We start from the raw sequence: 19,833 nt of genomic DNA on the forward strand, positions 1-19,833 counted from the left end.
CAGCGCGCCCGGCTGGTTTTACAAACTAACTTATTTGTTTTTCATGGATAACGCAATGCGCTTCCGGGCTTTGTCAACCTCAACCACGCGCACCTGCACAGCCTGGTGCAGTGACACGATGTTTTTGGGGTCGGATACATAACGGTCGGCCAGCTGCGATACGTGTACCAGTCCATCCTGTTTTACGCCGATATCAACAAATGCGCCAAAGGCAGTGATGTTGGTTACGATACCCGGCAGTACCATGCCTTCGTGCAAATCATCGATCGACCGCACCCGGGCGTCGTAGGCAAACACCGACAGGGGCTCACGCGGATCGCGGCCCGGCTTTTCGAGTTCGGCCAGGATATCGCGCAGGGTAGGCAGCCCGACCTGGCTGGTAACGTATCGTTCGGGTTTCAGCTGCTGCCGCAGGTCAGCGCGCCGGATCAGATCAGCTACGGTACTGCCTGCATCGGCGGCCATGCGCTCGACGAGGCTGTAACGCTCGGGGTGCACGGCACTGTTATCGAGCGGGTTAGTGGCGCCCTCGATGCGCAGAAAACCCGCGCACTGCTCGTAGGCCTTGGGGCCCAGCCGGGGCACCTTACGGAGCTGCTCGCGGCTGGTGAAGGGGCCATGCTGGGCCCGGTAGGCTACGATATTGCCCGCCAGCTGCGGTCCCAGCCCCGACACGTAACGCAGCAGATAGGCGCTGGCCGTATTGAGCGATACGCCTACCTGATTCACACAGCTTTCGACCACCGTATCCAGACTGGCTTTCAGATCGCCCTGATCGACATCGTGCTGGTACTGCCCTACCCCGATCGATTTGGGGTCGATTTTGACCAGTTCGGCCAGCGGATCGACCAGCCGGCGACCAATACTGACTGCCCCGCGCACCGTAACGTCTTTATCGGGAAATTCCTCGCGGGCAACGTCCGAAGCTGAATAAACCGATGCGCCCTGCTCGCTGACCATGAACATGGCGGGGCGCTGGCCGTCGGGCAGCGACAGCTCCTGCACGAAGGCTTCGGTTTCGCGGCCAGCCGTACCGTTGCCGATAGCAATGGCGTCTATCTTATACTGAACAATAAGCTTCTGGAGTGTCTGGGCAGCCTGCTGCTTCTGGTTTTCGGACTGAAACAGATAAAGCACGGTTTCGGTCAGCAGATTTCCCTGGGCGTCCAGGCAAACCGTTTTGCAGCCGGTGCGGTAGCCGGGGTCGATGGCCAGTACCCGCTTCTGGCCCAGTGGCGGGCTCAGCAACAGCTGACGCAGGTTTTCGGCAAAAATCCGGATGGCGTCGGCGTCGGCCCGCTCCTTCGACAGATTGTTGAATTCGGTTTCGATAGCTGGTTTAAGCAGCCGCTTATAGCCGTCGCGGATGGCCAGACTTAACTGCTCGCGACAGCCTTTGCTGGCTGTTGGCTGGACGAACTGCCGCTCGAGCCGGGTCAGTGCAGCCTCTTCGTCGGGGCTGATGCTTACGGCCAGTATGCCTTCGGCTTCGCCCCGGCGCAGCGCCAGCAGCCGGTGCGATGGTACCCGGCGCAGCGGCTCAGCAAAATCGAAATAATCGCGGTATTTGACGCCATCGACTTCTTTGCCCTTCCTGACGGTCGAACGGATGATGGCTTCGCGGTCGAACAGATTACGAACCCGCTGCCGGGCGTCGGCGTCTTCGCTGACGCGCTCGGCCAGAATGTCGCGGGCTCCCTGCAACGCATCGGCGGCCGAGGGCACGGTGTCGGAGCAGTAGCGCTGTGCCGCCTTCGCCGGGTCGGCGTCGCGCTGCAGATACAGGAGATTGGCCAGCGGCTCAAGTCCCCGCTCGATGGCGATGGAGGCCCGGGTTTTGCGTTTCTGCCGGTAAGGCAGGTACAGGTCTTCGAGCGTGGTAAGCGAATCAGCCGCTTCGATGGCCTGGCGCAGCCCGGGCGTAAGCTTATCTTGCTCCGCAATGCTTTTCAGCACGGCTTCGCGTCGTTTGTCGAGTTCGAGTAATTTCTGACTGGTCTGACTGATGAGGCCGATCTGTACTTCGTCGAGCTGATCGGTGGCTTCTTTACGGTAACGGGCAATAAAAGGAATTGTGGCGCCCCCGTTGAGGAGTTCGAGCGTAGCTGTCACGGAGCGCAGTGACAGGTTCAGGAGGGTGGCGATACGCTGTTCGGGCGTTTGCTGCGGCATGGTACTTGACAGAAAAGGGCAAAAAAAAACATGCCCTTCGGCATGTTTTTTACAACGGTTGTCCTGGTATATCTTACGATTAAGCCATTTCGACGTTTACGGCGTTCAAGCCTTTCTTACCGCGCTCGACATTGAACTTAACTTTGTCGTTTTCGCGGATTTGGTCGATGAGACCGGAAGCGTGAACAAAGATGTCTTCACCACCGTCATCGGGTTTAATGAAGCCAAACCCTTTGGTTTCATTAAAGAATTTTACAGTTCCTGTTTGCATTGCTTGTTTAAATTTAAGCGAAGGACGACAAAACAAATGACACCGCCAAATTAACCTTCTTTTTTTTTCTGTTGGATGGGCCGGGGGCGTCCGGTGAGGTCGGCGGCAGTGCGAGCATCGGTCTAGGCGAGGTAAGGCAGATAGGGCCCCAGCTGCTCCGTATCGCGGAATGCACTAACCTGACGGAGGTTATTGCTGTAGGCATCGTAGCGGAGTTCGACGTAGAAACTGCGCAGGCTATACAGCAGAAATATCTCGTCGCCTTCGTAGCGGTTGGCCAGGATATCGCCGGAATAGTAGAGTGTATCGAGTTGCTGGCTGGCGGGCAGCCGGGAAAAATCAGCGGGTTGCATTGGACAAACAGGGTTGAATAACGAAATAACGACAATCTGCCCGCCCGACCAAACCGCCGGCCCGCTTTATATACGGCACCTTAAACAGCCGTATAATACAACTCGCAGACAAACTCCCGGATCGGTCGCCCGAACAACCACCCAGCCCGGCTGCCGGCCCGAGTCGATTGAACCTACGGGCGTAGACTTTTGTCCTGTTAAGGCGTTATCCTTTCAGAACGCCCTACTTTTGTTGTATGTCAAAGACCGTATCGGTCGGCCTGGTGCAGATGAGCTGCAACGCCGACGTTGAAGCCAACCTTCAGAAAGCCATGAATGGCATTCGGGAAGCCGCCGGCAAGGGCGCGCAGATCGTTTGCCTGCAGGAGCTTTTTACGTCGCTTTATTTCTGCGACGTCGAAGACCACCACAATTTCAGTCTGGCCGAAGCCATTCCGGGGCCCACCACCGATCGGCTGGGTGCACTGGCCGGCGAGCTGGGCGTGGTCATTGTTGCGTCGCTGTTCGAGAAACGGGCGCAGGGCCTCTACCATAACACGACCGCCGTGCTCGACGCCGATGGGCGTTACCTGGGCAAGTACCGGAAAATGCATATTCCCGACGATCCGGGTTATTACGAGAAATTCTACTTCACGCCCGGCGATCTTGGCTACAAAGTATTTGAAACGAAGTTTGCCAAAATCGGCGTGCTGATCTGCTGGGATCAATGGTATCCCGAAGCGGCCCGGATCACGGCGCTTATGGGTGCTGACCTCCTGGTGTATCCTACGGCCATCGGCTGGGACACCAACGAGCCCGACCCCAGGCAGAACGAAGAGCAGTATAATGCCTGGCAAACCATTCAGCGCAGCCACGCCATCGCCAACGGTGTACACGTTGTGGCGGTGAACCGGGTAGGCCGCGAGGCCGACCAGCAGTTCTGGGGCGGGTCGTTTATTTCCAATCCGTTCGGGTCGCTACTGTATCTGGCTCCGCACACCGACGAGGTCGTTCATGTGCAGGAAATTGACCTGGCGCTTTCGGAAAAATACCGCACGACCTGGCCTTATTTCCGCGATCGGCGCATCGACTCCTACCAGCCTATCACCCGGCGTTACATCGACGAATAGATACGGCCGACGGCTCTGTTCTCTCCGGGCAGGGCCGTTCGTCTTTTTACCTTTTCCCCGGCTCATTTTGACAAACCGTATGAAACTAATCGCGCTGTGCGGACTGGCCAGTCTGGCCGGTCTGGGGTACTGGTATGTACGGCCCACCGGACCGCCCGAACCCCAGCCTGTTCGGTTAACGGCCCCCATGCCGCCCCTGACTCCGCTGGCGGCCACGCCCCGGTCCCGCTTTATCCCCTCCACCCGACGCGGTTACTACAACATCGACGTGGTCGGCGACTTTTCGCTGCCCGCCACCAAATCGATCACATTTGCCGGAGCGGGGCGCAACCTGCACGTCGATCAGGACTGGAACAAACTTTTCCGGCGCGGCTTCTCCTCCATTGCCCAGACGCAGATGATCGAAGGCGCTGAGCGCTGGACCAACGGCATGCCCCCCCGCAACTGGCGCAGCCGGCTCTCGTTCGACCAGCGGGCCCTGATTCTGTACAACAACTATTTTATGGACCCGTTTGGCCAGGAGTGGGTGCAGAATGTAGACCGGGCCCAGACCGCGCTGTACCGCACGCCACCCGGTGCCCGCACCACCCGCACTACCCTGTATCAGGCAGCCATGGAGTTGCAGGGCAGCTGTGTGGGCTTCGGCGACTGCCCACCCAATGGCATGCGCAACACATTCAGTAAAATCTACGTCGACATCGAAAATCAGGGGGCCGCTGCTTCGACGCCCAACGGGCAGGAACAGACCAACCTCTTTGCCTACCTGGTGCAGACCATGCGCGCCTTCGCCAGTCCGCAGACGCAGATCGGCACCGTAGGCCCTGTGGTTTACAACGGCTTTGGTTACGCCCGCCCGCGCGACTACTCAGCCCAGCCCGATCCGCTCTGGACCTTACCGGTACGGCAGACAGCGACCAGCCGGCAACGGGGTTTGCCCGATGAGCTGGTAGGCAAAGCCCTGCGGGATGTAGTCGACTTTCAGATGCCAGGCTCCTATTACTACTTCCCTGATTTTGATTATTCGGCTTCGCACACGGCCGAGATGGATCGGCACTGGCTGGCGGGCCTGCTCGGCGAGCAGGAAGCCAATGCCCGGCTGTCGCCTAAGAAACGCATTGCCTGGCACTGGCTGTTCAACTCCCAGAGTGCAGCCTTTGCCAACAGCGGTAAAGCCGAACACCCCGCTCCGCCCGCCATTGCCGAAGGCACCGCTATTTTCTACTGGTTTACGGGGGCTTATGGGGCCGTGCTCTGGGATGATCAGATCAACCTGACGCCCGATCAGCCCCTCAACAGCAACCCGGCCCTGCGCGGCACCGGCAACGACCGGCACTACGCCTGCTACGAGCATTACATGCATGGACTGTGGCGCCTGTTCAAGCACCATGGCGACTTTTTTAACGGTCAGGAAACGTACCTCAACGAAACAACCGACTGTTCGTACGATGGTGGTCAGACCTGGGTGGCCTACAACGCCAGCCAGCTGAAGGTGCGCAATGTACCCATCGTGCGGGCCATCGTCAACGGCAACCAGATTCTGGTAGCAGCCGCAAAGCCGTATGCCCGACCCGGCCAGACCAGCCGGGTACTGGTGCGCTACATCCGTAACGGCTACGCCTTTTACAGCGAGATTACTCTTACGGGCGACGAAATTTATCTCGGCCGGGCTACCATGCCCCGCGCCTGATCGGTGCCGGCAAGGCGCCTGTATCACCGACCCGGCTGATACTCTTGCATTTGTAGCGCATACTTGTACTTTTGGGACACCTTCTCCCCGGCCGGACAGGCTGGCCGGGGCAGAGGTACCAAACTCCTACCGTATGTTCGCTAACAAAACACTCTGGATTATTCTGCTGATTGCCTGGATGGCCGGCTCCACCTGGTGGCATGTCTGCCGCATCAAACAACTCTGTGCCGACGTGGCCGCTCCGGCAACTACATCGGTCGACGGCAGCGTGGCCGCTCCGCTCACGATCAGCGACGGCGATCGGCTTCGGCTCGAACTGCCGGGCAATTTCAGCTACGCTACCTCTGGCAACCAGGCCAATCTGACTGCGCTGGGCACCTCGCTCAGTGAACTGGTAACGTATCTGAAGGCCAACCCCGGTCGGACTATGGCCATCACGGGCTATTACGCGGCTTCTGAAGCCAAGCCTGCCGATTTCGATAACCTGGGGCTGGCCCGGGCCGAAGGCATCCGGCAATACCTGATTCAGCAGGGCGTTCCGGCGGCCTCGCTCACTACACAGGGCCAGCTGGTCGACGTACCCGATGCCAATCTGGCCTTTACCCCCCAGGGTGATTCGCTCACAGGTGGACTGTCGTTTGCCTTTGGTGCCGGTTCGCCCGATTCGGCAGCTACCGCCATGACACCCGCTGTCGATACGGTTGCCAAAGCCCCCGCCCAGCCCCTGCCCACAACCGAAGCCGGTTTGGCTGCCGCCGAAAAATTCACGTCGGTCTTTAAACCTATCGATCTGTATTTCCCGCTGGGCGGTGCCAACTACATCCAGACTGCCGACACGAAGAAGTTTTTTGAGGAAGCCAACCGCTACCTGGCTACGCACAAGGATAAAAAGCTGCTGCTGACCGGGCATACCGACAGCAGTGGCCCCGACGCCGTTAACCTGCGGCTTTCGCGCGAGCGTGCCAACGACGTCAAGCTGAAACTCCGTAAATCGGGGATCGATCCGGTTCAGATCCAGGTCGACGCCAAAGGCGAAACGGCGCCCAAAGCCGATAACCGCACACCTGCCGGCCGACGTGCCAACCGCCGTGTTACGGTAGTCGTTCAATAACCAGTTGCCAGAATCCGCTAATAATCGTAACGTATGTTTGACCTGAATCCACTTCACCTGCCCGATGCCCTCCTGCAGCATGGAATTATGCTGGTGGTTGCCGCCATACTGGGTTTCATAATCGGGTACATATCCCGATCAGGTACGATCGACCAGCTCGAGGGCGAACTGGCGAGTACCGAACGCGCCGTTGATGACTGCCGGCAAACCCCCGCCCCGACGGTAGCGATGCGCAGCGACGAAGCCGTCGTGATGAGCCGTATCCAGGCCCGGGCCACGGAGCTCGATTTTGGCCGACTGGGCCACGCCACGCTGGCCGAAGCCGATGATCTGAAAGTGATCGAGGGCATCGGGCCCTTTCTGGAGCGAAAACTGCACGCTATCGGAATTTACCGCTTCGAGCAGATTGCCCGCTTCACGCCCAACGATGTTGAACTGGTAAACGACATCATCGAGTTTTTTCCCGGCCGTATCCAGCGCGACAACTGGGTAGGTCAGGCTAAAACGCTGGCGCAGAAATCCTGATTGGCCCGCACCGGCCTATTCCGCAGGTACAGGCCAAAACAGCCCATTTATTCATTCCTAGCAATCGACTTTTATGTTTGGATTAGATCCGTTATCCCAACCGGTGGCCGTTACCGAGATGCTGATTCTGCTGCTCGTGGCCGCCCTGATCGGCTGGCTGCTGGGCCGGCTCGTCCGTTCCGGGCGGGTCAGCGCGCTCCGGGCCGCCATTGCCAGCCAGGAAGCCGAGCTCGACGAATGCCGTCGCAGCAAAGGCGCGACCGCCCCGGCGGCCTCGCGTCCGGTGAGTACACCCGTGGTCACCAGCCCCGTGATGGCGGCTCCCGAAGCACCCGTTACGGCCGACCCACTGGCCCCTGTGTATGGCGATGCGCCTGCTCTGCAGCCAGTAGCTGTGATCCCGCCCGAACCCGTCGCGACGACACCCCCGGTTGTGGCGGCCGAGCCCGTTGTGATCCCCCCCCTGCCGGCCTCGCCCCCACCCGTCGAGATTCCGCCCCTGGGCGCTCCCATTCCGGAATCACCGGCGGTGCTACCACCCATGCCCGCCACGTCGCTGGCCGGCAACTCCGAAGCAGCCGTGCTGGCGCGGGTGGCCTCGCGGGCCGGCGAGCTCAACTTCGACCGCATTGGCCGGGCGCTGGCCTCCGAAGCCGATGACCTGAAAGACATCGTCGGCATAGGTCCTTTTCTGGAGCGCAAGCTGCACAGCCTGGGCATCTACACGTTCCGGCAGGTGGGCAACTTCAACAAGGAAGACATCGATAAGGTCAACGAGATCATTGAGTTCTTCCCCGGTCGCATCGAACGCGATAACTGGGTGGATCAGGCGAAGGCCTTCTACAACCGAAAGTACGGCTCGAACTAGCCGAATTGCCTGGCGCGAAATCAAGCAGGGGGTTTACCAGATCAGCATCGATCGTGGTAAACCCCCTGCTCGTTTCGCGCCATCGGGTCAGGAAACCGGACGTCGGGCGGGCGTACTGCTCAACACAGCAGTACGGCCCGTCCGGTAAAAATCGCACAGATTCTGCAACACACAGGCGCCACAGTTGGGCTGGTGCCAGAAACAGACGCGTTGCCCATGCCAGTAAAAGTGCTTGTGAAAATTAAACAGCACCGTGGCATCGGCGGGCAGGTACGACAGGAGCAGCGTATGCGCCTTACCGGCGCTTACTTTAGGCCCAATCAGGCCGAGCCGCTGCGTTACCCGATGCACATGGGTATCGACGGGCAGCACGGGTTTCTGAAACGAAAAGAGCAGCAGCAGCGTGGCCGTTTTAGGGCCCACGCCGGGCAGGCGTGTCAGCCAGGCCATAGCTTCTTCGGTAGTGTATTCCTGCAGAAAATCGATGTTGGCCTCGCCCCGTTCGGCAATCAGCGCGGTCAGCACCTGCTGAATGTAAGGCGCCTTCACCTCGGGATAGTTGGCCGTCTGGATAGCCTCCGTTAGCTGATCGAGTGGGGCATCGCGTACAGCTTCCCAGGTCGGAAAGCGAGCCCGCATCGTTTTATAGGCCGTCACCTCGTTGGCATGGGTGGTCCGGTGCGACAGTATGGTGCCGATGAGCTCATGCATCGGATCGGCATAGCCATAGATAGCCTGTACGCCATAGTGGTCGTTTAGCCGTTCGTGGGCTTCCAGTGTTTTCTGAGCCGGTGTACTACTCGTCTGCATACCAATCGGGGCAACGGTGTCTTTCACAACCGTTCGTTCCGCCGATTGTTAGCCAGCCTTACTGTACAACCGGCAATCCAGCCTGCTGCCAGCGCTGCAGCCCCCCATCGAGGTGATAGACCCGACTGAACCCAAGCTTCTCGAGTACGGGCAGCGACCGGGTGCTGCGCCCACCCACGGCACAGTGCACCAGATAGGGCCGGGTTTTGTCGAGCCGGGCCAGCTGCTGCTCGAAGTCCGTTGCCTGGTAGTTTACATTGACGGCATTGGGCAGGTGCCCCTGCCGGAACTCCTCGGGCGTGCGTACGTCGAGTACCACCGCTTTGGGGTTGGCTTTGAGCCAGGCAGCCGCCTGCCTGGCGTCGAGATGCGTTGGCAGGGTCTGCGCACTGACATTCAGTACGCTCAGCCCCATCAGCAGGGCCGCAAGCAGGTGGCGAAAACGGATAGACATGGTCGGACTGGTTTCAGGCATCAACAGCCACCAGCAACTGATCGACCAGACGGGTCAGGCCAGTGGTGGCGGGTTCGGTTATAAACGTGAGGTTGGGGCGCTTCCGCATGGTGGGCGTATTCGGATCGACGACGTAGATAGGTACCCGGTCGTCGACCACGTAGGCCAGGCTGGCGGCTGGGTACACATTGAGCGAGGTGCCCACCACAATCAGGATATCGGCATCGTGGGTCACGTCGAGGGCCCGGTCCATCATGGGTACCGCTTCGCCAAACCAGACTATATGGGGCCGCAGCTGCGAGCCGTTGGCGCAGGTGTCGCCCATCTTCAGCTCCCAGCCGTCGATATCGTACACAAGTGATTCGTTGGCCGTGCTGCGGGCCTTCCCCAGTTCGCCGTGCAGGTGGATTACGGTCGACGAGCCGGCCCGTTCGTGCAGGTTATCGACGTTCTGCGTCACCACCGTTACATCGTACCCGGCCTCGAGCCGTACCAGCGCTTTGTGCCCCGCGTTGGGTTCGACCGACAGGGCCTGCCGACGACGCTGGTTGTAAAAATCCTGTACCAGCACCGGGTTACGCATCCAGGCTTCGGGGGTGGCTACGTCTTCGATCCGGTGGTTTTCCCACAGCCCATCCGAGGCCCGAAACGTGGGAATTCCGCTCTCAGCGCTGATACCGGCGCCCGATAATACGACAACTTTCTGACGAGTATTCATATTCCTCAAGATACAAAAAAAATCCCCGTTTCCGGGGATTTTTGCTTTGCTTTTAGGCTGTAAACCCACTTTTTGAGGTACCGGCCCTTATTTCTTGGGTGGCGATTTTTTGGGTCCACCAGCCGGCTTTTTGGCAGCCGCTTTGGCTTTGGCCGGTGCCTTTTCGTCGGCCTTGGCCGTTTTGGCCGCGGTCTTTTTAGCACCCTTGGCCGCCGGGGCCGGCTCGTCGCCCGCCAGCGCCAGACAGTCTTCGTAGGTCAGGCTGGCCGCATCCACATCCTTCGGAATCCGGACATTGCGCTTGCCTACGGCCAGGTACGGGCCGTACATGCCGTTGACGATTTTCATATCCGGACGCTCGGCAAACTCCTTGATGTATTTGTTTGCCTCGGCCGTGCGCTTGGCCACGATCAGTTCGATGGCCCGGTCGAGTGTCAGGGTAGCCAGCTGCTCGTTGCGGGGCAGCGATACGTATTTATCGTCGAACTTCACGTAGGGGCCAAAGCGCCCTTTCCCCGTCGTAACCAGTTTACCTTCGAACTCGCCTAGCGCTTCGCTGACCGATTCGGCCCGTTTCTGCTGAATCAACTCGATGGCCCGGTTCTCGTCGATCGAATACGGATCATCGTCTTTGGCCAGCGACACATACTTGTCGTCGTGTTTGACGTAGGGGCCAAACTTACCGATCCCGATAACCATGGGTTTATCTTCGAAAAAACCCACTTCGCGGGGAAGCGCAAACAGCGCCAGCGCATCGGTCAGCGAAATGGAATCAATCAGCTGACCATCCCGCAGGTTGGCATACCGGGGCTTTTCCTCATCGCTCGACTCGCCGATCTGTACGTAAGCCCCGTATTTACCCAAGCGGGCCGACACAGGCTTACCCGTAACCGGATCAGCGCCCAGCACCCGCTCGCCCGTCTTGAACGACACGCCCGAGGAGCCCTGAATGTCTTCGATGTTTTTATGAAAGTCGCCGTAAAAGCTCTGGAGCATTTTCTGCCAGTCCATGCGTCCGTCGGCAATTTCGTCGAACTCCTTCTCCACACTCGCAGTGAACTTGTAGTCGACGATATCGGGGAAGTACTCGACCAGGAAATCGTTGACCACGATGCCCGTGTTGGTCGGAAAAAGTTTGGCTTTTTCGGAACCGAACGTTTCTTTTCCGCTTGTCTCGGTAATCGTGTCGCGCTGCAGCGTGTACTCTGTGTATTTACGCTCCTGCCCCGGCTTGTCCTGCTTCACCACGTAGCCACGGTTCACAATAGTCGAGATGGTTGGCGCGTAGGTCGACGGGCGGCCGATGCCCATTTCTTCCAGCTTTTTCACGAGCGACGCTTCGGCGTAGCGGGGTTGCGGACGGGTGAATTTCTCGGTAGCTTTCATCTGCCCCAGGTTCAGCCCCTGTCCAATCCGGAGGGGGGGCAGCATGCCTTTGGCATCTTCGTCGTCCTCATCGTCTTTCGATTCGAGGTACACCCGCAGAAAACCATCGAATTTAATCACTTCGCCCTGCGCCACCAGTTCGGCCGGCAGATTGCCCGCTGGCTTTGCAGCAGCCAGCTTCGGGTCAGCAGCATTAGCCACGTAATCATCGACAAACACATCGAAGTTAGTGGTAGCCCCATTGGCGAAACGGATGCTGATCGTAACGGTAGTCCGCTCAAGCTGGGCATCGGCCATCTGCGACGCAATGGCCCGTTTCCAGATCAGTTCGTACAGCCTGACCTGATCGCGGTCGCCACCGGCGCTGCGGTCGTTGAAGTTGGTCGGGCGAATGGCTTCGTGCGCTTCCTGCGCCGATTCGTTCTTTGTTTTGAACTGCCGCGTCTGCACGTATTTGCCGCCAAACTCGGAGGTAATCTCCGCTACGGCCTTATCGACAGCCTCCTGCGAGAGGTTCGTCGAGTCGGTCCGCATATAGGAGATCTTACCCGCTTCGTAGAGGTTTTGCGCAATCCGCATGGTGCGGTCAACGGCGTAGCCCAGCTTACGCGAGGCTTCCTGCTGCAGGGTCGACGTGGTGAAGGGCGGGGCGGGCGTTTTCTTGGCCGGTCGCGTCTCCAGACTTTTGATGGTGTATTCGGCCCCGATGCAAGCCTGCAGGAACGTGCGGGCTTCAGCAGCCGTCGCAAAGTTCTTGGGCAGCTCGGCGTTGAGTACCTTGTTGCCATCGACAATAAACTGGGCCGCCACTTTAAACGACGACTTGGCTGCGTGTTTATCGATTTCGCGTTCGCGCTCGACCACGAGCCGCAGCGCTACCGACTGCACCCGCCCGGCCGACAGACCGGAGCTCCCCCCCTTGATTTTGCGCCACAACACCGGCGACAGCTCGTAACCCACCAGCCGGTCGAGTACGCGCCGGGCCTGCTGAGCATTGACCAGGTCGACATCGATGGTGCGGGGGTGCTGAATGGCATTCAGGATGGCATTCTTGGTGATCTCCCGAAATACGATCCGTTTGGTGTTGTCGCGCAGCCCGAGCGCTTCTTTCAGGTGCCACGAAATGGCTTCCCCTTCGCGGTCATCATCCGTTGCCAGCCACACTTCATCGGCCGATTTGGCGAGCGATTTCAGTTCGCTCACCAGCTTTTTCTTATCGGGCGAAACCTCGTAAGACGGGCGAAAGCCGTTGGTCACGTCGACGGCCATCCCATCCTTGGGCAGATCACGAACGTGCCCCATGCTCGACTTCACGGTGAAGTCTTTGCCCAGGTATCCTTCGATGGTTTTGGCCTTCGCCGGCGACTCCACAATGACTAGATTTTTCGACATAGTAGGTTTTCAGGTTGATGGTGGCCGCCCGCTGAATGGCAGGCGACATTCGTTCAGAACCACGCACGACCGGTGATCCGATTACGGGTGTTCTGACCCGGAAGCGCCAAATATAGACGCAAAAACACGGATTCAGGCAACACCTGAACGGCCGGATCGTTACCGGGACGATTGAACAGGTATACTATTGATAACACATACCGGCCCGGCTACGTTCGTGGAGTGCCGGCGAAAAGACGCATATTGACGTAGTCAAGTGCTTGTTTTGCCGTTCGCCCACCCATCTGTACGCAGCCCTCACGCCAAGGGTAGCCGCGCCTGATCTGGTCAGCCCCAATTACGTCATTCCTTTATTCAACGGTTATGCTTTTTACTGTCTGCCGAACGGCCTGTTGGCTGCTACTGTTTCATTTCTTTTCACCGATTTGTACCGCGGCCCTACCCTATCCCGACACCAGCCAGGCGCCGGTGCGGGGTGTCTGGCTCACCAACGTGGGTAGTCAGGTGCTCTACAGCCGGGCCGGCATCGAAGCCGCCGTTGATCGCTGTGCCCGCAGTGGCGTCAACCATATTTTCGTGGTGATGTGGAATAAAGGCCGCACCCTGTATCCCAGCCGGCTGATGGAACAAACGTTTGGCCTGCCCATCGACGAGAAACTGACCGGTCGCGATCCGCTGCGCGAACTGCTCGATGCCGCCAGGCCACACCACATTCGGGTCTATGCCTGGTTTGAATACGGCTTTGCGGCCGAAAACCGCGGCCTGGGCGGGCATATCCTGCGCACCAAACCCAACTGGGCCGCCCGCAACACCCAGGGCGAGGTGCTGGTTAAAAATGGCTTCAGGTGGATGAATGGGTTCGACCCCGAGGTGCAGGCGTTTATGCTTGGGCTGCTGAGCGAGGTTGTGCAGCAGTACCCCGACCTGACCGGTATCCAGGGCGACGACCGGCTGCCGGCCATGCCGGTCGAGTCGGGCTACAACCCCGGCATTGTGGCTGCCTACCGGGCCGAACACCACGGTATGGCACCACCCGCCAACCCACGCGATACGGCCTGGGTAAGCTGGCGGGCCAACCGCATGAATGCCTTTATGAAACAGCTCCGGACCACCCTGAAGCGCGTGCGGCCGTCGGTGCAGATTGCCATGGCGCCCAGCATTTACCCGTTCAGTAAAACCGACTACCTGCAGGATTGGCCTACCTGGGTCCGCAACGGCTGGGTCGACCTGGTCTGCCCCCAGATCTATCGCTACGACATAGCGCTTTACCGCAAGGAACTGGGTCGCATACTGCGCGAACAGGTGCCCGCCAGCGAACACCACCGCCTGGCCCCCGGCCTGCTGGTCTGGCTCGATGGCCGTACGTTCAGCGATGATTTTCTGCGGCAGATGATCGAAACGAACCGTGCCAACGGGGTATCGGGCGAGTTGTTTTTCTATTACGAAGGACTGCCCGAACACCCGGCTTTCTTCGACTGGTATCGTACGCAGTAAGCAAACGGGCGCCTGCCGACTTCACGACAGGCGCCCATCGACGCATTGGCGGTCTGGACTACTTCTGCTTCCTGCGCAGGGCCTCGTAACGTAGCAGGGCTTCGAGGTAGTAATAGTCGGCGTAGACGATCGGGGTGTCGACCTCGCTTTTCTGAGGTTTGTGGCCCACGCTGTGCATCAGAATGAAGTGGTTGTTTTCGCCGGCTTTGGCCCGGTAGGCCGGGCTGCTCAGACTCTGCAGCATCTGCACCGCGTTCTGGTAGTAGGTTTTGGCCGATGGCCCGCCGTAGGTGCTTAGCTCAAGCAGGGCCGATGCCGTGATGGCCCCCGCCGATGCGTCACGCTCCTCGTTCGGGATGTTGGGCGCATTAAAATCCCAGTACGGAATTTTGTCGGCAGGCAGGTTGGGATGGTTCAGGTAGAAGTCGGCGATGTGGCGGGCCTGATCGAGGTATTTCGGGTCTTTGGTTTCGCGGTACATCACCGTGTAGCCGTAGAGCCCCCACGCCTGTCCCCGCGCCCAGGCCGAATTGTCGGCAGCGCCCTGCGCGGTTTTTTTGGCCGCTACCGTACCATCGGGGTTGTAACAAACCACGTGATAGCTGCTGTAGTCGGGGCGAAAATGGTTTTTCAGCGTATTGTCGGCATGGGTAATGGCAAGCTCACGCAGCTGTTTGTCGCCCCCGTTGCGGGCAGCCCAGAACAGAAACTCCAGGTTCATCATGTTATCGATAATAACCGGATAGTCGTAGGTCTGAAACCGATTCCACGACTTGATGAGCCCCACCTTAGGGTTGAACCGGGTAGCCAGCGATTTTGCACCGGTCAGCATGATGGGCTTGTAGGCCGTATTACCGGTCAGGCGGTAGCCGTTGCCAAAGGGACAGTAGAGCATGAAACCCAGATCGTGGGTGCCCGTATTATACTGCTCTTTGGCTACAGCCATCGACCACTCGTGAGCGGCCTGTTTCCAGGCCGGATCCTTGGTCTGCTCGAACAGATACCAGAGCGATCCGCCAAAGAAACCGCTGCACCACCAGTCGGACGTACGGTTGTCGGGGCTACCGTCGGGTTTTGTCGACTGCGGAAACCGGGTTTTGTCGGGGTGCGCGGCCAGCATGCCCTTGTACTGCTGGGCAGCAAAGGCAAATTCACGCTTAACGTCGATTGATTGTTGCTGCTGCGCCAGTACCGGCCCGGCCAGCAAAAGGGCAAGAATGAAGAGTAGTTTCATGCGGGAGCGTGGTATGGGGTTTCCAGTTCACGGTATACGGTTACAGTGTGTGGTGTTTGGCGCAGACCGCCAAAACCTGAAAACCGTAAACTGTATACCGTAATCCTATTTCAGTTCAGCGATGGGGGTCATATCCATGTCGGCATAGTCGAGGTTTTCGCCGGCCATGCCCCAGATAAACGAGTAGTTTGCCGTGCCGCAGCCCGAGTGAATCGACCACGGGGGCGAAATGATGGCCTGGTGATTGGCCACGACCATGTGCCGGGTTTCGGTTGGCTGTCCCATCAGGTGCAGCACCCGGTGCGCCGGATCGAGGTCGAAATAAAAGTAGGCTTCCATACGCCGGTCGTGTACGTGGGCCGGCATAGTATTCCAGACGCTGCCGGGTTTCAGTATCGTGAGGCCCATCACGAGCTGGCAGCTCTGCAACCCGTCTTTATGAATGTAGCGGAAGATCGTACGTTCGTTGGCCGCTTCGGCCGAGCCCATGGGCGCCGAGAATACATCGCTCCGGGCGGCTTTCGTGGTCGGGTAATCTTTGTGGGCCGGTGCCGACAACAGGTAGAAGCGGGCCGGCTGGCTGCCGTCGGCACTGCTGAACGATACCGACTGACTGCCCCGCCCTACGTAGAGCCCATCGAGCTTATCGAGCGTATAGGTTGTCCCATCGACGGTTACGGAGCCGACGCCCCCCACGTTGATAACGCCCAGTTCGCGCCGTTCCAGAAAATAATCACTGCGCAGCTCCGGGTAGGTGGGCAGGTCGACCGAAGCCGCAACCGGCATGGCGCCCCCCACAATAACCCGGTCGTAGTGGCTGTAGCAAAGCGACAGCGCATCGGGGGTAAACAAGGTTTCGATCAGAAAATTTTTCCGGAGTTCGGCCGTACCGAACTGGCGCGTTTCGTTGGGACCAACGGCGTAACGTACCTGCATGAATGGAATAATAAGCTTAGTTGACACGGGCCCGCCGATTGGTCGTGGCCATCAGGACAAGGAAGTTGCCCCTGAAAATCTACTCCCAGCCAATCGACCGAATGCCTGGGTATTGGCTGGCCTGGCCACAAAAAATCCGCGCCCTGACTACAGTGAGCCAACGCGCGGATCTACAAACAGGTATGCCGAATTCGGCAAAACTACCCGTTACTGTTTCTTGATATCGCCCCGGATTTCTCCGGCCGGGTAGGCCGTCGTGTGCAGGTTCGCGTAGTAAAAGCCGTTTTTGAAGCTATCGACCCGCGCCTGATTGGCCAGCGTGAAGCTGCCGATAATGGGCGAGGTCAGGCTGGCAAAGGGCACTTCGACGCCCCCCGTTCCGGTCGCCGAGTTGGCCGTTACCCGGTGCAGGTGCCCCATGGTCGGCGTCAGGCCCGAGTAGGTGACCGTGTAACTACCCACGCGGGTCGTTTCGTTGAGGGTAGCGGCTACGGTACCCGTGGCCGTCGAGGTCGTCGAGGTTGGTTTCTCGCTGAGCCCGTTGATTACCCCCCCGTACGGCGCTTTGGTGCTGATGGTGTCGGGGTTGTCGTTTTTATCGCAGGCGGTCAGCAGAAAGCCAGCCGTCAGGAACGTCAGGGCCGGGATGAGTAGTCGTGAACGAATCATACGTCAGTTAAAATGGGTGTTTAATCCGGTCGGGTCGAAAGCAGCGCTGATGCCGGTCGCAACGCTGTCGGGGGTACAACCGTCTGTTCTGCCGATTGTTTGCCGAGCGGGGCTTCCGGCCTTCAGAAATTACCCAGCGGACCGGTCTGACGCAGCCGGGCCGGCGGAATATTTCCAAAACGACTGATAATACCCTAATTTTGACCCGCAGTCCGGAATCCATTTCCGAAATCGGTAGTTGTTTTACTAGATACCCTTTTTTACAAGAACCGTTATCTCGCTTTTTATTATGGCTTTTGATGTCGAGATGATTCAGCGCGTATATGCCAACCTGGGCGAACGCGTCGAAGCAGCCCGGCAGGCAGTGGGCAAACCACTGACCCTGTCGGAGAAAATTTTATACAGTCACCTGTTTGCGGGTAACCCAACGGAGGCTTTCGAGCGGGGTAAAACCTACGTCGACTTTGCGCCCGACCGCGTGGCCATGCAGGATGCTACGGCGCAGATGGCGCTGCTGCAGTTCATGCAGGCTGGCCGGCCCAAAGTAGCCGTTCCCTCCACGGTACACTGCGACCACCTGATTCAGGCCGAAGTAGGTGCCGTACAGGATCTCGACATTGCCAAGAACAAGAACAAAGAAGTCTACGACTTTCTGGCGTCGATTTCGGATAAATACGGCATTGGCTTCTGGAAGCCCGGCGCCGGTATCATTCACCAGGTTGTGATCGAGAACTACGCCTTCCCCGGCGGTATGATGATCGGTACCGACTCGCACACCCCCAACGCGGGTGGCCTGGGCATGATTGCCATTGGTGTGGGCGGTGCCGATGCCTGCGACGTAATGGCCGGTCTGGCCTGGGAACTGAAAATGCCGAAGCTGATCGGGGTGAAACTCACCGGTAAGCTCAGCGGCTGGGCTTCGGCCAAAGACGTGATTCTGCGCGTGGCCGGTATCCTGACCGTGAAAGGCGGCACGGGCTGCATCGTCGAGTACTTCGGCGAAGGCGCCGAAAGCCTCTCGGCAACCGGCAAAGGCACGATCTGTAACATGGGCGCCGAAATCGGTGCGACCACGTCGATCTTTGCCTACGACGAGAAAATGGCCGACTATCTGCGCGCCACGAGCCGCGCCGATATTGCCGATGCCGCCGAAGCGGTGAAGCAGCACCTGCGCTCGGATGATGCAGTTTATGCCGATCCGGCCAGCTTCTACGATCAGCTGATCGAAATCGACCTGTCGGAACTCGAACCCCACGTCAACGGTCCGTTCACGCCCGACCTGGCGTGGCCCCTGTCGAATTTCGCGAAAGCCGTTCGCGACAACAACTGGCCCGAAAAACTGGAGGTTGGCCTCATCGGCTCCTGCACCAACTCGAGCTACGAAGACATGACCCGGTCGGCGTCGGTAGCTGCCCAGGCTACGGCCAAAGGGCTGAAAGCCAAAGCCGAGTTCACGGTAACGCCGGGTTCGGAACTGGTTCGGTTCACAGCCGAGCGCGATGGTATCCTGACCACCTTCGAGCAGATCGGTGGCGTGGTGCTGGCCAACGCCTGCGGCCCCTGCATCGGGCAATGGGCGCGTCACATGGACGACCCGACCCGCAAAAACTCGATTATCACGTCGTTCAACCGGAACTTCGCCAAGCGGAACGACGGTAACGCCAGCACCCACGCCTTCGTAGCCTCGCCCGAAATCGTGACGGCCTTCGCCATTGCCGGCGACCTGACGTTCAACCCGATGACCGACACGCTGACCAACGAAGCCGGTGAGCAGGTAATGCTCGACGAGCCACAGGGCATCGAGCAGCCCGTGAAAGGCTATGCCGTTGACGACGCCGGCTACCAGGCACCCGCCGAAGATGGGTCGCAGGTACAGGTGCTGGTATCGCCCACCTCAGACCGCCTGCAGCTGCTGGCGCCGTTCAAGGCCTGGGAAGGTACCGATTTGGATGGTCTGAAACTGCTGATCAAAGCGAAAGGCAAGTGTACGACCGACCACATTTCGATGGCGGGTCCGTGGCTGAAATACCGTGGTCACCTCGACAATATCTCGAACAACATGCTCATCGGTGCGGTGAACTTCTACACCGAAAAAACCAACTCGGTGAAGAACCAGCTGACCGGCGAATACGGCGAAGTACCGGCCGTACAGCGGGCCTACAAAGCCGCCGGCATCGGTTCGATCGTGGTAGGCGATGAAAACTACGGTGAAGGATCGTCGCGGGAGCACGCAGCTATGGAGCCCCGCTTCCTGGGTGTTCGGGCCATTCTGGTGCGGTCGTTTGCCCGTATCCACGAAACCAACCTCAAAAAGCAGGGGATGCTGGCGCTGACGTTTGCCAACCCCGCCGACTACGACAAGGTGCAGGAAGACGACAGCATCGACATCAAAGGGCTGACGACGTTTGCCCCCGGTTTTCCGCTGACGGTGGTACTGCACCACGCCGACGGTACAACCGATGAGTTCCCCGTCAACCATACCTACAACGAAGGGCAGATCGAGTGGTTCAAAGCCGGCGCGGCTCTGAACATCATTCGGATGAAACAGGGCCAGAACGCCTAGTTATCCCCTCATTCAGTACCGGAACGCCCCGGTTCGGCACCCCTTGCGGGTACTGAACCGGGGCGTTCGGCTTTGCCGGAC

General features: G+C 59.0%; 17 protein-coding genes. 7 read left to right on the top strand and 10 right to left on the bottom strand.

Annotated elements, in window-relative coordinates; genetic code table 11:
- Positions 1 to 30: 30 nt before the first annotated feature.
- The 3 genes from ACYVAC_RS09535 to ACYVAC_RS09545 all read right to left on the bottom strand — a co-directional run bounded on the left by ACYVAC_RS09535 (position 31) and on the right by ACYVAC_RS09545 (position 2,796).
- Positions 31 to 2,172, bottom strand: a complete 2,142-nt coding sequence (locus ACYVAC_RS09535) for a Tex family protein (protein WP_461097399.1) — start codon at positions 2,170 to 2,172, stop codon at positions 31 to 33.
- Between the two features lie 79 nt (positions 2,173 to 2,251).
- A complete protein-coding gene (locus tag ACYVAC_RS09540) occupies positions 2,252 to 2,443 on the bottom strand; it encodes a cold-shock protein (protein ID WP_012925283.1) in 192 nt (63 codons plus the stop codon).
- 122 nt (positions 2,444 to 2,565) lie between these two features.
- Positions 2,566 to 2,796: a hypothetical protein gene (locus tag ACYVAC_RS09545; protein WP_461097400.1), complete on the bottom strand. Its 231-nt coding sequence runs from the start codon at positions 2,794 to 2,796 to the stop codon at positions 2,566 to 2,568.
- 236 nt (positions 2,797 to 3,032) lie between these two features.
- Here ACYVAC_RS09545 and ACYVAC_RS09550 point away from each other — a divergent pair, with 236 nt between their 5' ends.
- The 5 genes from ACYVAC_RS09550 to ACYVAC_RS09570 all read left to right on the top strand — a co-directional run bounded on the left by ACYVAC_RS09550 (position 3,033) and on the right by ACYVAC_RS09570 (position 8,096).
- Positions 3,033 to 3,905, top strand: coding sequence for a carbon-nitrogen hydrolase (locus ACYVAC_RS09550; protein WP_461097401.1), 873 nt, complete (start codon positions 3,033 to 3,035; stop codon positions 3,903 to 3,905).
- A 79-nt stretch (positions 3,906 to 3,984) separates the two neighbouring features.
- Positions 3,985 to 5,592, top strand: coding sequence for a hypothetical protein (locus tag ACYVAC_RS09555; protein WP_461097402.1), 1,608 nt, complete (start codon positions 3,985 to 3,987; stop codon positions 5,590 to 5,592).
- A 133-nt stretch (positions 5,593 to 5,725) separates the two neighbouring features.
- On the top strand, positions 5,726 to 6,703 hold the full coding sequence (locus ACYVAC_RS09560) for an OmpA family protein (RefSeq protein ID WP_461097403.1): 978 nt from the start codon (positions 5,726 to 5,728) through the stop codon (positions 6,701 to 6,703).
- A gap of 33 nt (positions 6,704 to 6,736) precedes the next feature.
- Positions 6,737 to 7,228 carry a hypothetical protein gene (locus ACYVAC_RS09565; protein ID WP_461097404.1) on the top strand — a complete coding sequence of 164 codons (492 nt, stop codon included), beginning with the start codon at positions 6,737 to 6,739 and terminating at the stop codon, positions 7,226 to 7,228.
- Positions 7,229 to 7,301: 73 nt separating this feature from the next.
- On the top strand, positions 7,302 to 8,096 hold the full coding sequence (locus ACYVAC_RS09570; protein ID WP_461097405.1) for a hypothetical protein: 795 nt from the start codon (positions 7,302 to 7,304) through the stop codon (positions 8,094 to 8,096).
- A gap of 87 nt (positions 8,097 to 8,183) precedes the next feature.
- Here the strand turns inward: ACYVAC_RS09570 and ACYVAC_RS09575 are convergent, their stop codons facing one another.
- The 4 genes from ACYVAC_RS09575 to topA all read right to left on the bottom strand — a co-directional run bounded on the left by ACYVAC_RS09575 (position 8,184) and on the right by topA (position 12,856).
- The gene (locus ACYVAC_RS09575) at positions 8,184 to 8,906 is read right to left on the bottom strand and encodes an endonuclease III domain-containing protein (protein ID WP_461097406.1); all 723 of its coding nucleotides are present in this window, start codon (positions 8,904 to 8,906) and stop codon (positions 8,184 to 8,186) included.
- A gap of 58 nt (positions 8,907 to 8,964) precedes the next feature.
- Positions 8,965 to 9,360, bottom strand: coding sequence for a rhodanese-like domain-containing protein (locus tag ACYVAC_RS09580; RefSeq protein WP_461097407.1), 396 nt, complete (start codon positions 9,358 to 9,360; stop codon positions 8,965 to 8,967).
- Between the two features lie 13 nt (positions 9,361 to 9,373).
- On the bottom strand, positions 9,374 to 10,078 hold the full coding sequence (locus tag ACYVAC_RS09585) for an SIR2 family NAD-dependent protein deacylase (protein ID WP_461097408.1): 705 nt from the start codon (positions 10,076 to 10,078) through the stop codon (positions 9,374 to 9,376).
- Positions 10,079 to 10,165: 87 nt separating this feature from the next.
- On the bottom strand, positions 10,166 to 12,856 hold the full coding sequence (gene topA / locus ACYVAC_RS09590) for a type I DNA topoisomerase (RefSeq protein WP_461097409.1): 2,691 nt from the start codon (positions 12,854 to 12,856) through the stop codon (positions 10,166 to 10,168).
- 363 nt (positions 12,857 to 13,219) lie between these two features.
- On the opposite strand from topA, the gene ACYVAC_RS09595 reads away from it, so the two are divergent.
- Complete coding sequence (locus ACYVAC_RS09595; RefSeq protein ID WP_461097410.1) at positions 13,220 to 14,350, top strand: glycoside hydrolase family 10 protein; 1,131 nt, start codon at positions 13,220 to 13,222, stop codon at positions 14,348 to 14,350.
- Between the two features lie 58 nt (positions 14,351 to 14,408).
- Here the strand turns inward: ACYVAC_RS09595 and ACYVAC_RS09600 are convergent, their stop codons facing one another.
- The 3 genes from ACYVAC_RS09600 to ACYVAC_RS09610 form a co-directional block, all read right to left on the bottom strand.
- Positions 14,409 to 15,584 (bottom strand): glycoside hydrolase family 88 protein, encoded by a 1,176-nt coding sequence (locus ACYVAC_RS09600; RefSeq protein ID WP_461097411.1) that lies wholly within the window; start codon positions 15,582 to 15,584, stop codon positions 14,409 to 14,411.
- A gap of 105 nt (positions 15,585 to 15,689) precedes the next feature.
- A complete protein-coding gene (gene kduI, locus ACYVAC_RS09605; protein WP_461097412.1) occupies positions 15,690 to 16,520 on the bottom strand; it encodes a 5-dehydro-4-deoxy-D-glucuronate isomerase in 831 nt (276 codons plus the stop codon).
- Positions 16,521 to 16,727: 207 nt separating this feature from the next.
- On the bottom strand, positions 16,728 to 17,189 hold the full coding sequence (locus ACYVAC_RS09610) for a CHRD domain-containing protein (protein WP_461097413.1): 462 nt from the start codon (positions 17,187 to 17,189) through the stop codon (positions 16,728 to 16,730).
- A gap of 289 nt (positions 17,190 to 17,478) precedes the next feature.
- Here ACYVAC_RS09610 and ACYVAC_RS09615 point away from each other — a divergent pair, with 289 nt between their 5' ends.
- On the top strand, positions 17,479 to 19,752 hold the full coding sequence (locus ACYVAC_RS09615) for an aconitate hydratase (RefSeq protein ID WP_461097414.1): 2,274 nt from the start codon (positions 17,479 to 17,481) through the stop codon (positions 19,750 to 19,752).
- Positions 19,753 to 19,833: the final 81 nt, after the last annotated feature.

This window comes from Spirosoma luteolum (genome assembly GCF_054778875.1).

Bases quoted from the DNA above. Each gene is read 5' to 3' on its own strand.
- ACYVAC_RS09535 (WP_461097399.1), bottom strand. From the start codon at position 2,172: ATGCCGCAGCAAACGCCCGAACAGCGTATCGCCACCCTCCTGAACCTG.
- ACYVAC_RS09540 (WP_012925283.1), bottom strand. From the start codon at position 2,443: ATGCAAACAGGAACTGTAAAATTCTTTAATGAAACCAAAGGGTTTGGC.
- ACYVAC_RS09545 (WP_461097400.1), bottom strand. From the start codon at position 2,796: ATGCAACCCGCTGATTTTTCCCGGCTGCCCGCCAGCCAGCAACTCGAT.
- ACYVAC_RS09550 (WP_461097401.1), top strand. From the start codon at position 3,033: ATGTCAAAGACCGTATCGGTCGGCCTGGTGCAGATGAGCTGCAACGCC.
- ACYVAC_RS09555 (WP_461097402.1), top strand. From the start codon at position 3,985: ATGAAACTAATCGCGCTGTGCGGACTGGCCAGTCTGGCCGGTCTGGGG.
- ACYVAC_RS09560 (WP_461097403.1), top strand. From the start codon at position 5,726: ATGTTCGCTAACAAAACACTCTGGATTATTCTGCTGATTGCCTGGATG.
- ACYVAC_RS09565 (WP_461097404.1), top strand. From the start codon at position 6,737: ATGTTTGACCTGAATCCACTTCACCTGCCCGATGCCCTCCTGCAGCAT.
- ACYVAC_RS09570 (WP_461097405.1), top strand. From the start codon at position 7,302: ATGTTTGGATTAGATCCGTTATCCCAACCGGTGGCCGTTACCGAGATG.
- ACYVAC_RS09575 (WP_461097406.1), bottom strand. From the start codon at position 8,906: ATGCAGACGAGTAGTACACCGGCTCAGAAAACACTGGAAGCCCACGAA.
- ACYVAC_RS09580 (WP_461097407.1), bottom strand. From the start codon at position 9,360: ATGTCTATCCGTTTTCGCCACCTGCTTGCGGCCCTGCTGATGGGGCTG.
- ACYVAC_RS09585 (WP_461097408.1), bottom strand. From the start codon at position 10,078: ATGAATACTCGTCAGAAAGTTGTCGTATTATCGGGCGCCGGTATCAGC.
- topA (WP_461097409.1), bottom strand. From the start codon at position 12,856: ATGTCGAAAAATCTAGTCATTGTGGAGTCGCCGGCGAAGGCCAAAACC.
- ACYVAC_RS09595 (WP_461097410.1), top strand. From the start codon at position 13,220: ATGCTTTTTACTGTCTGCCGAACGGCCTGTTGGCTGCTACTGTTTCAT.
- ACYVAC_RS09600 (WP_461097411.1), bottom strand. From the start codon at position 15,584: ATGAAACTACTCTTCATTCTTGCCCTTTTGCTGGCCGGGCCGGTACTG.
- kduI (WP_461097412.1), bottom strand. From the start codon at position 16,520: ATGCAGGTACGTTACGCCGTTGGTCCCAACGAAACGCGCCAGTTCGGT.
- ACYVAC_RS09610 (WP_461097413.1), bottom strand. From the start codon at position 17,189: ATGATTCGTTCACGACTACTCATCCCGGCCCTGACGTTCCTGACGGCT.
- ACYVAC_RS09615 (WP_461097414.1), top strand. From the start codon at position 17,479: ATGGCTTTTGATGTCGAGATGATTCAGCGCGTATATGCCAACCTGGGC.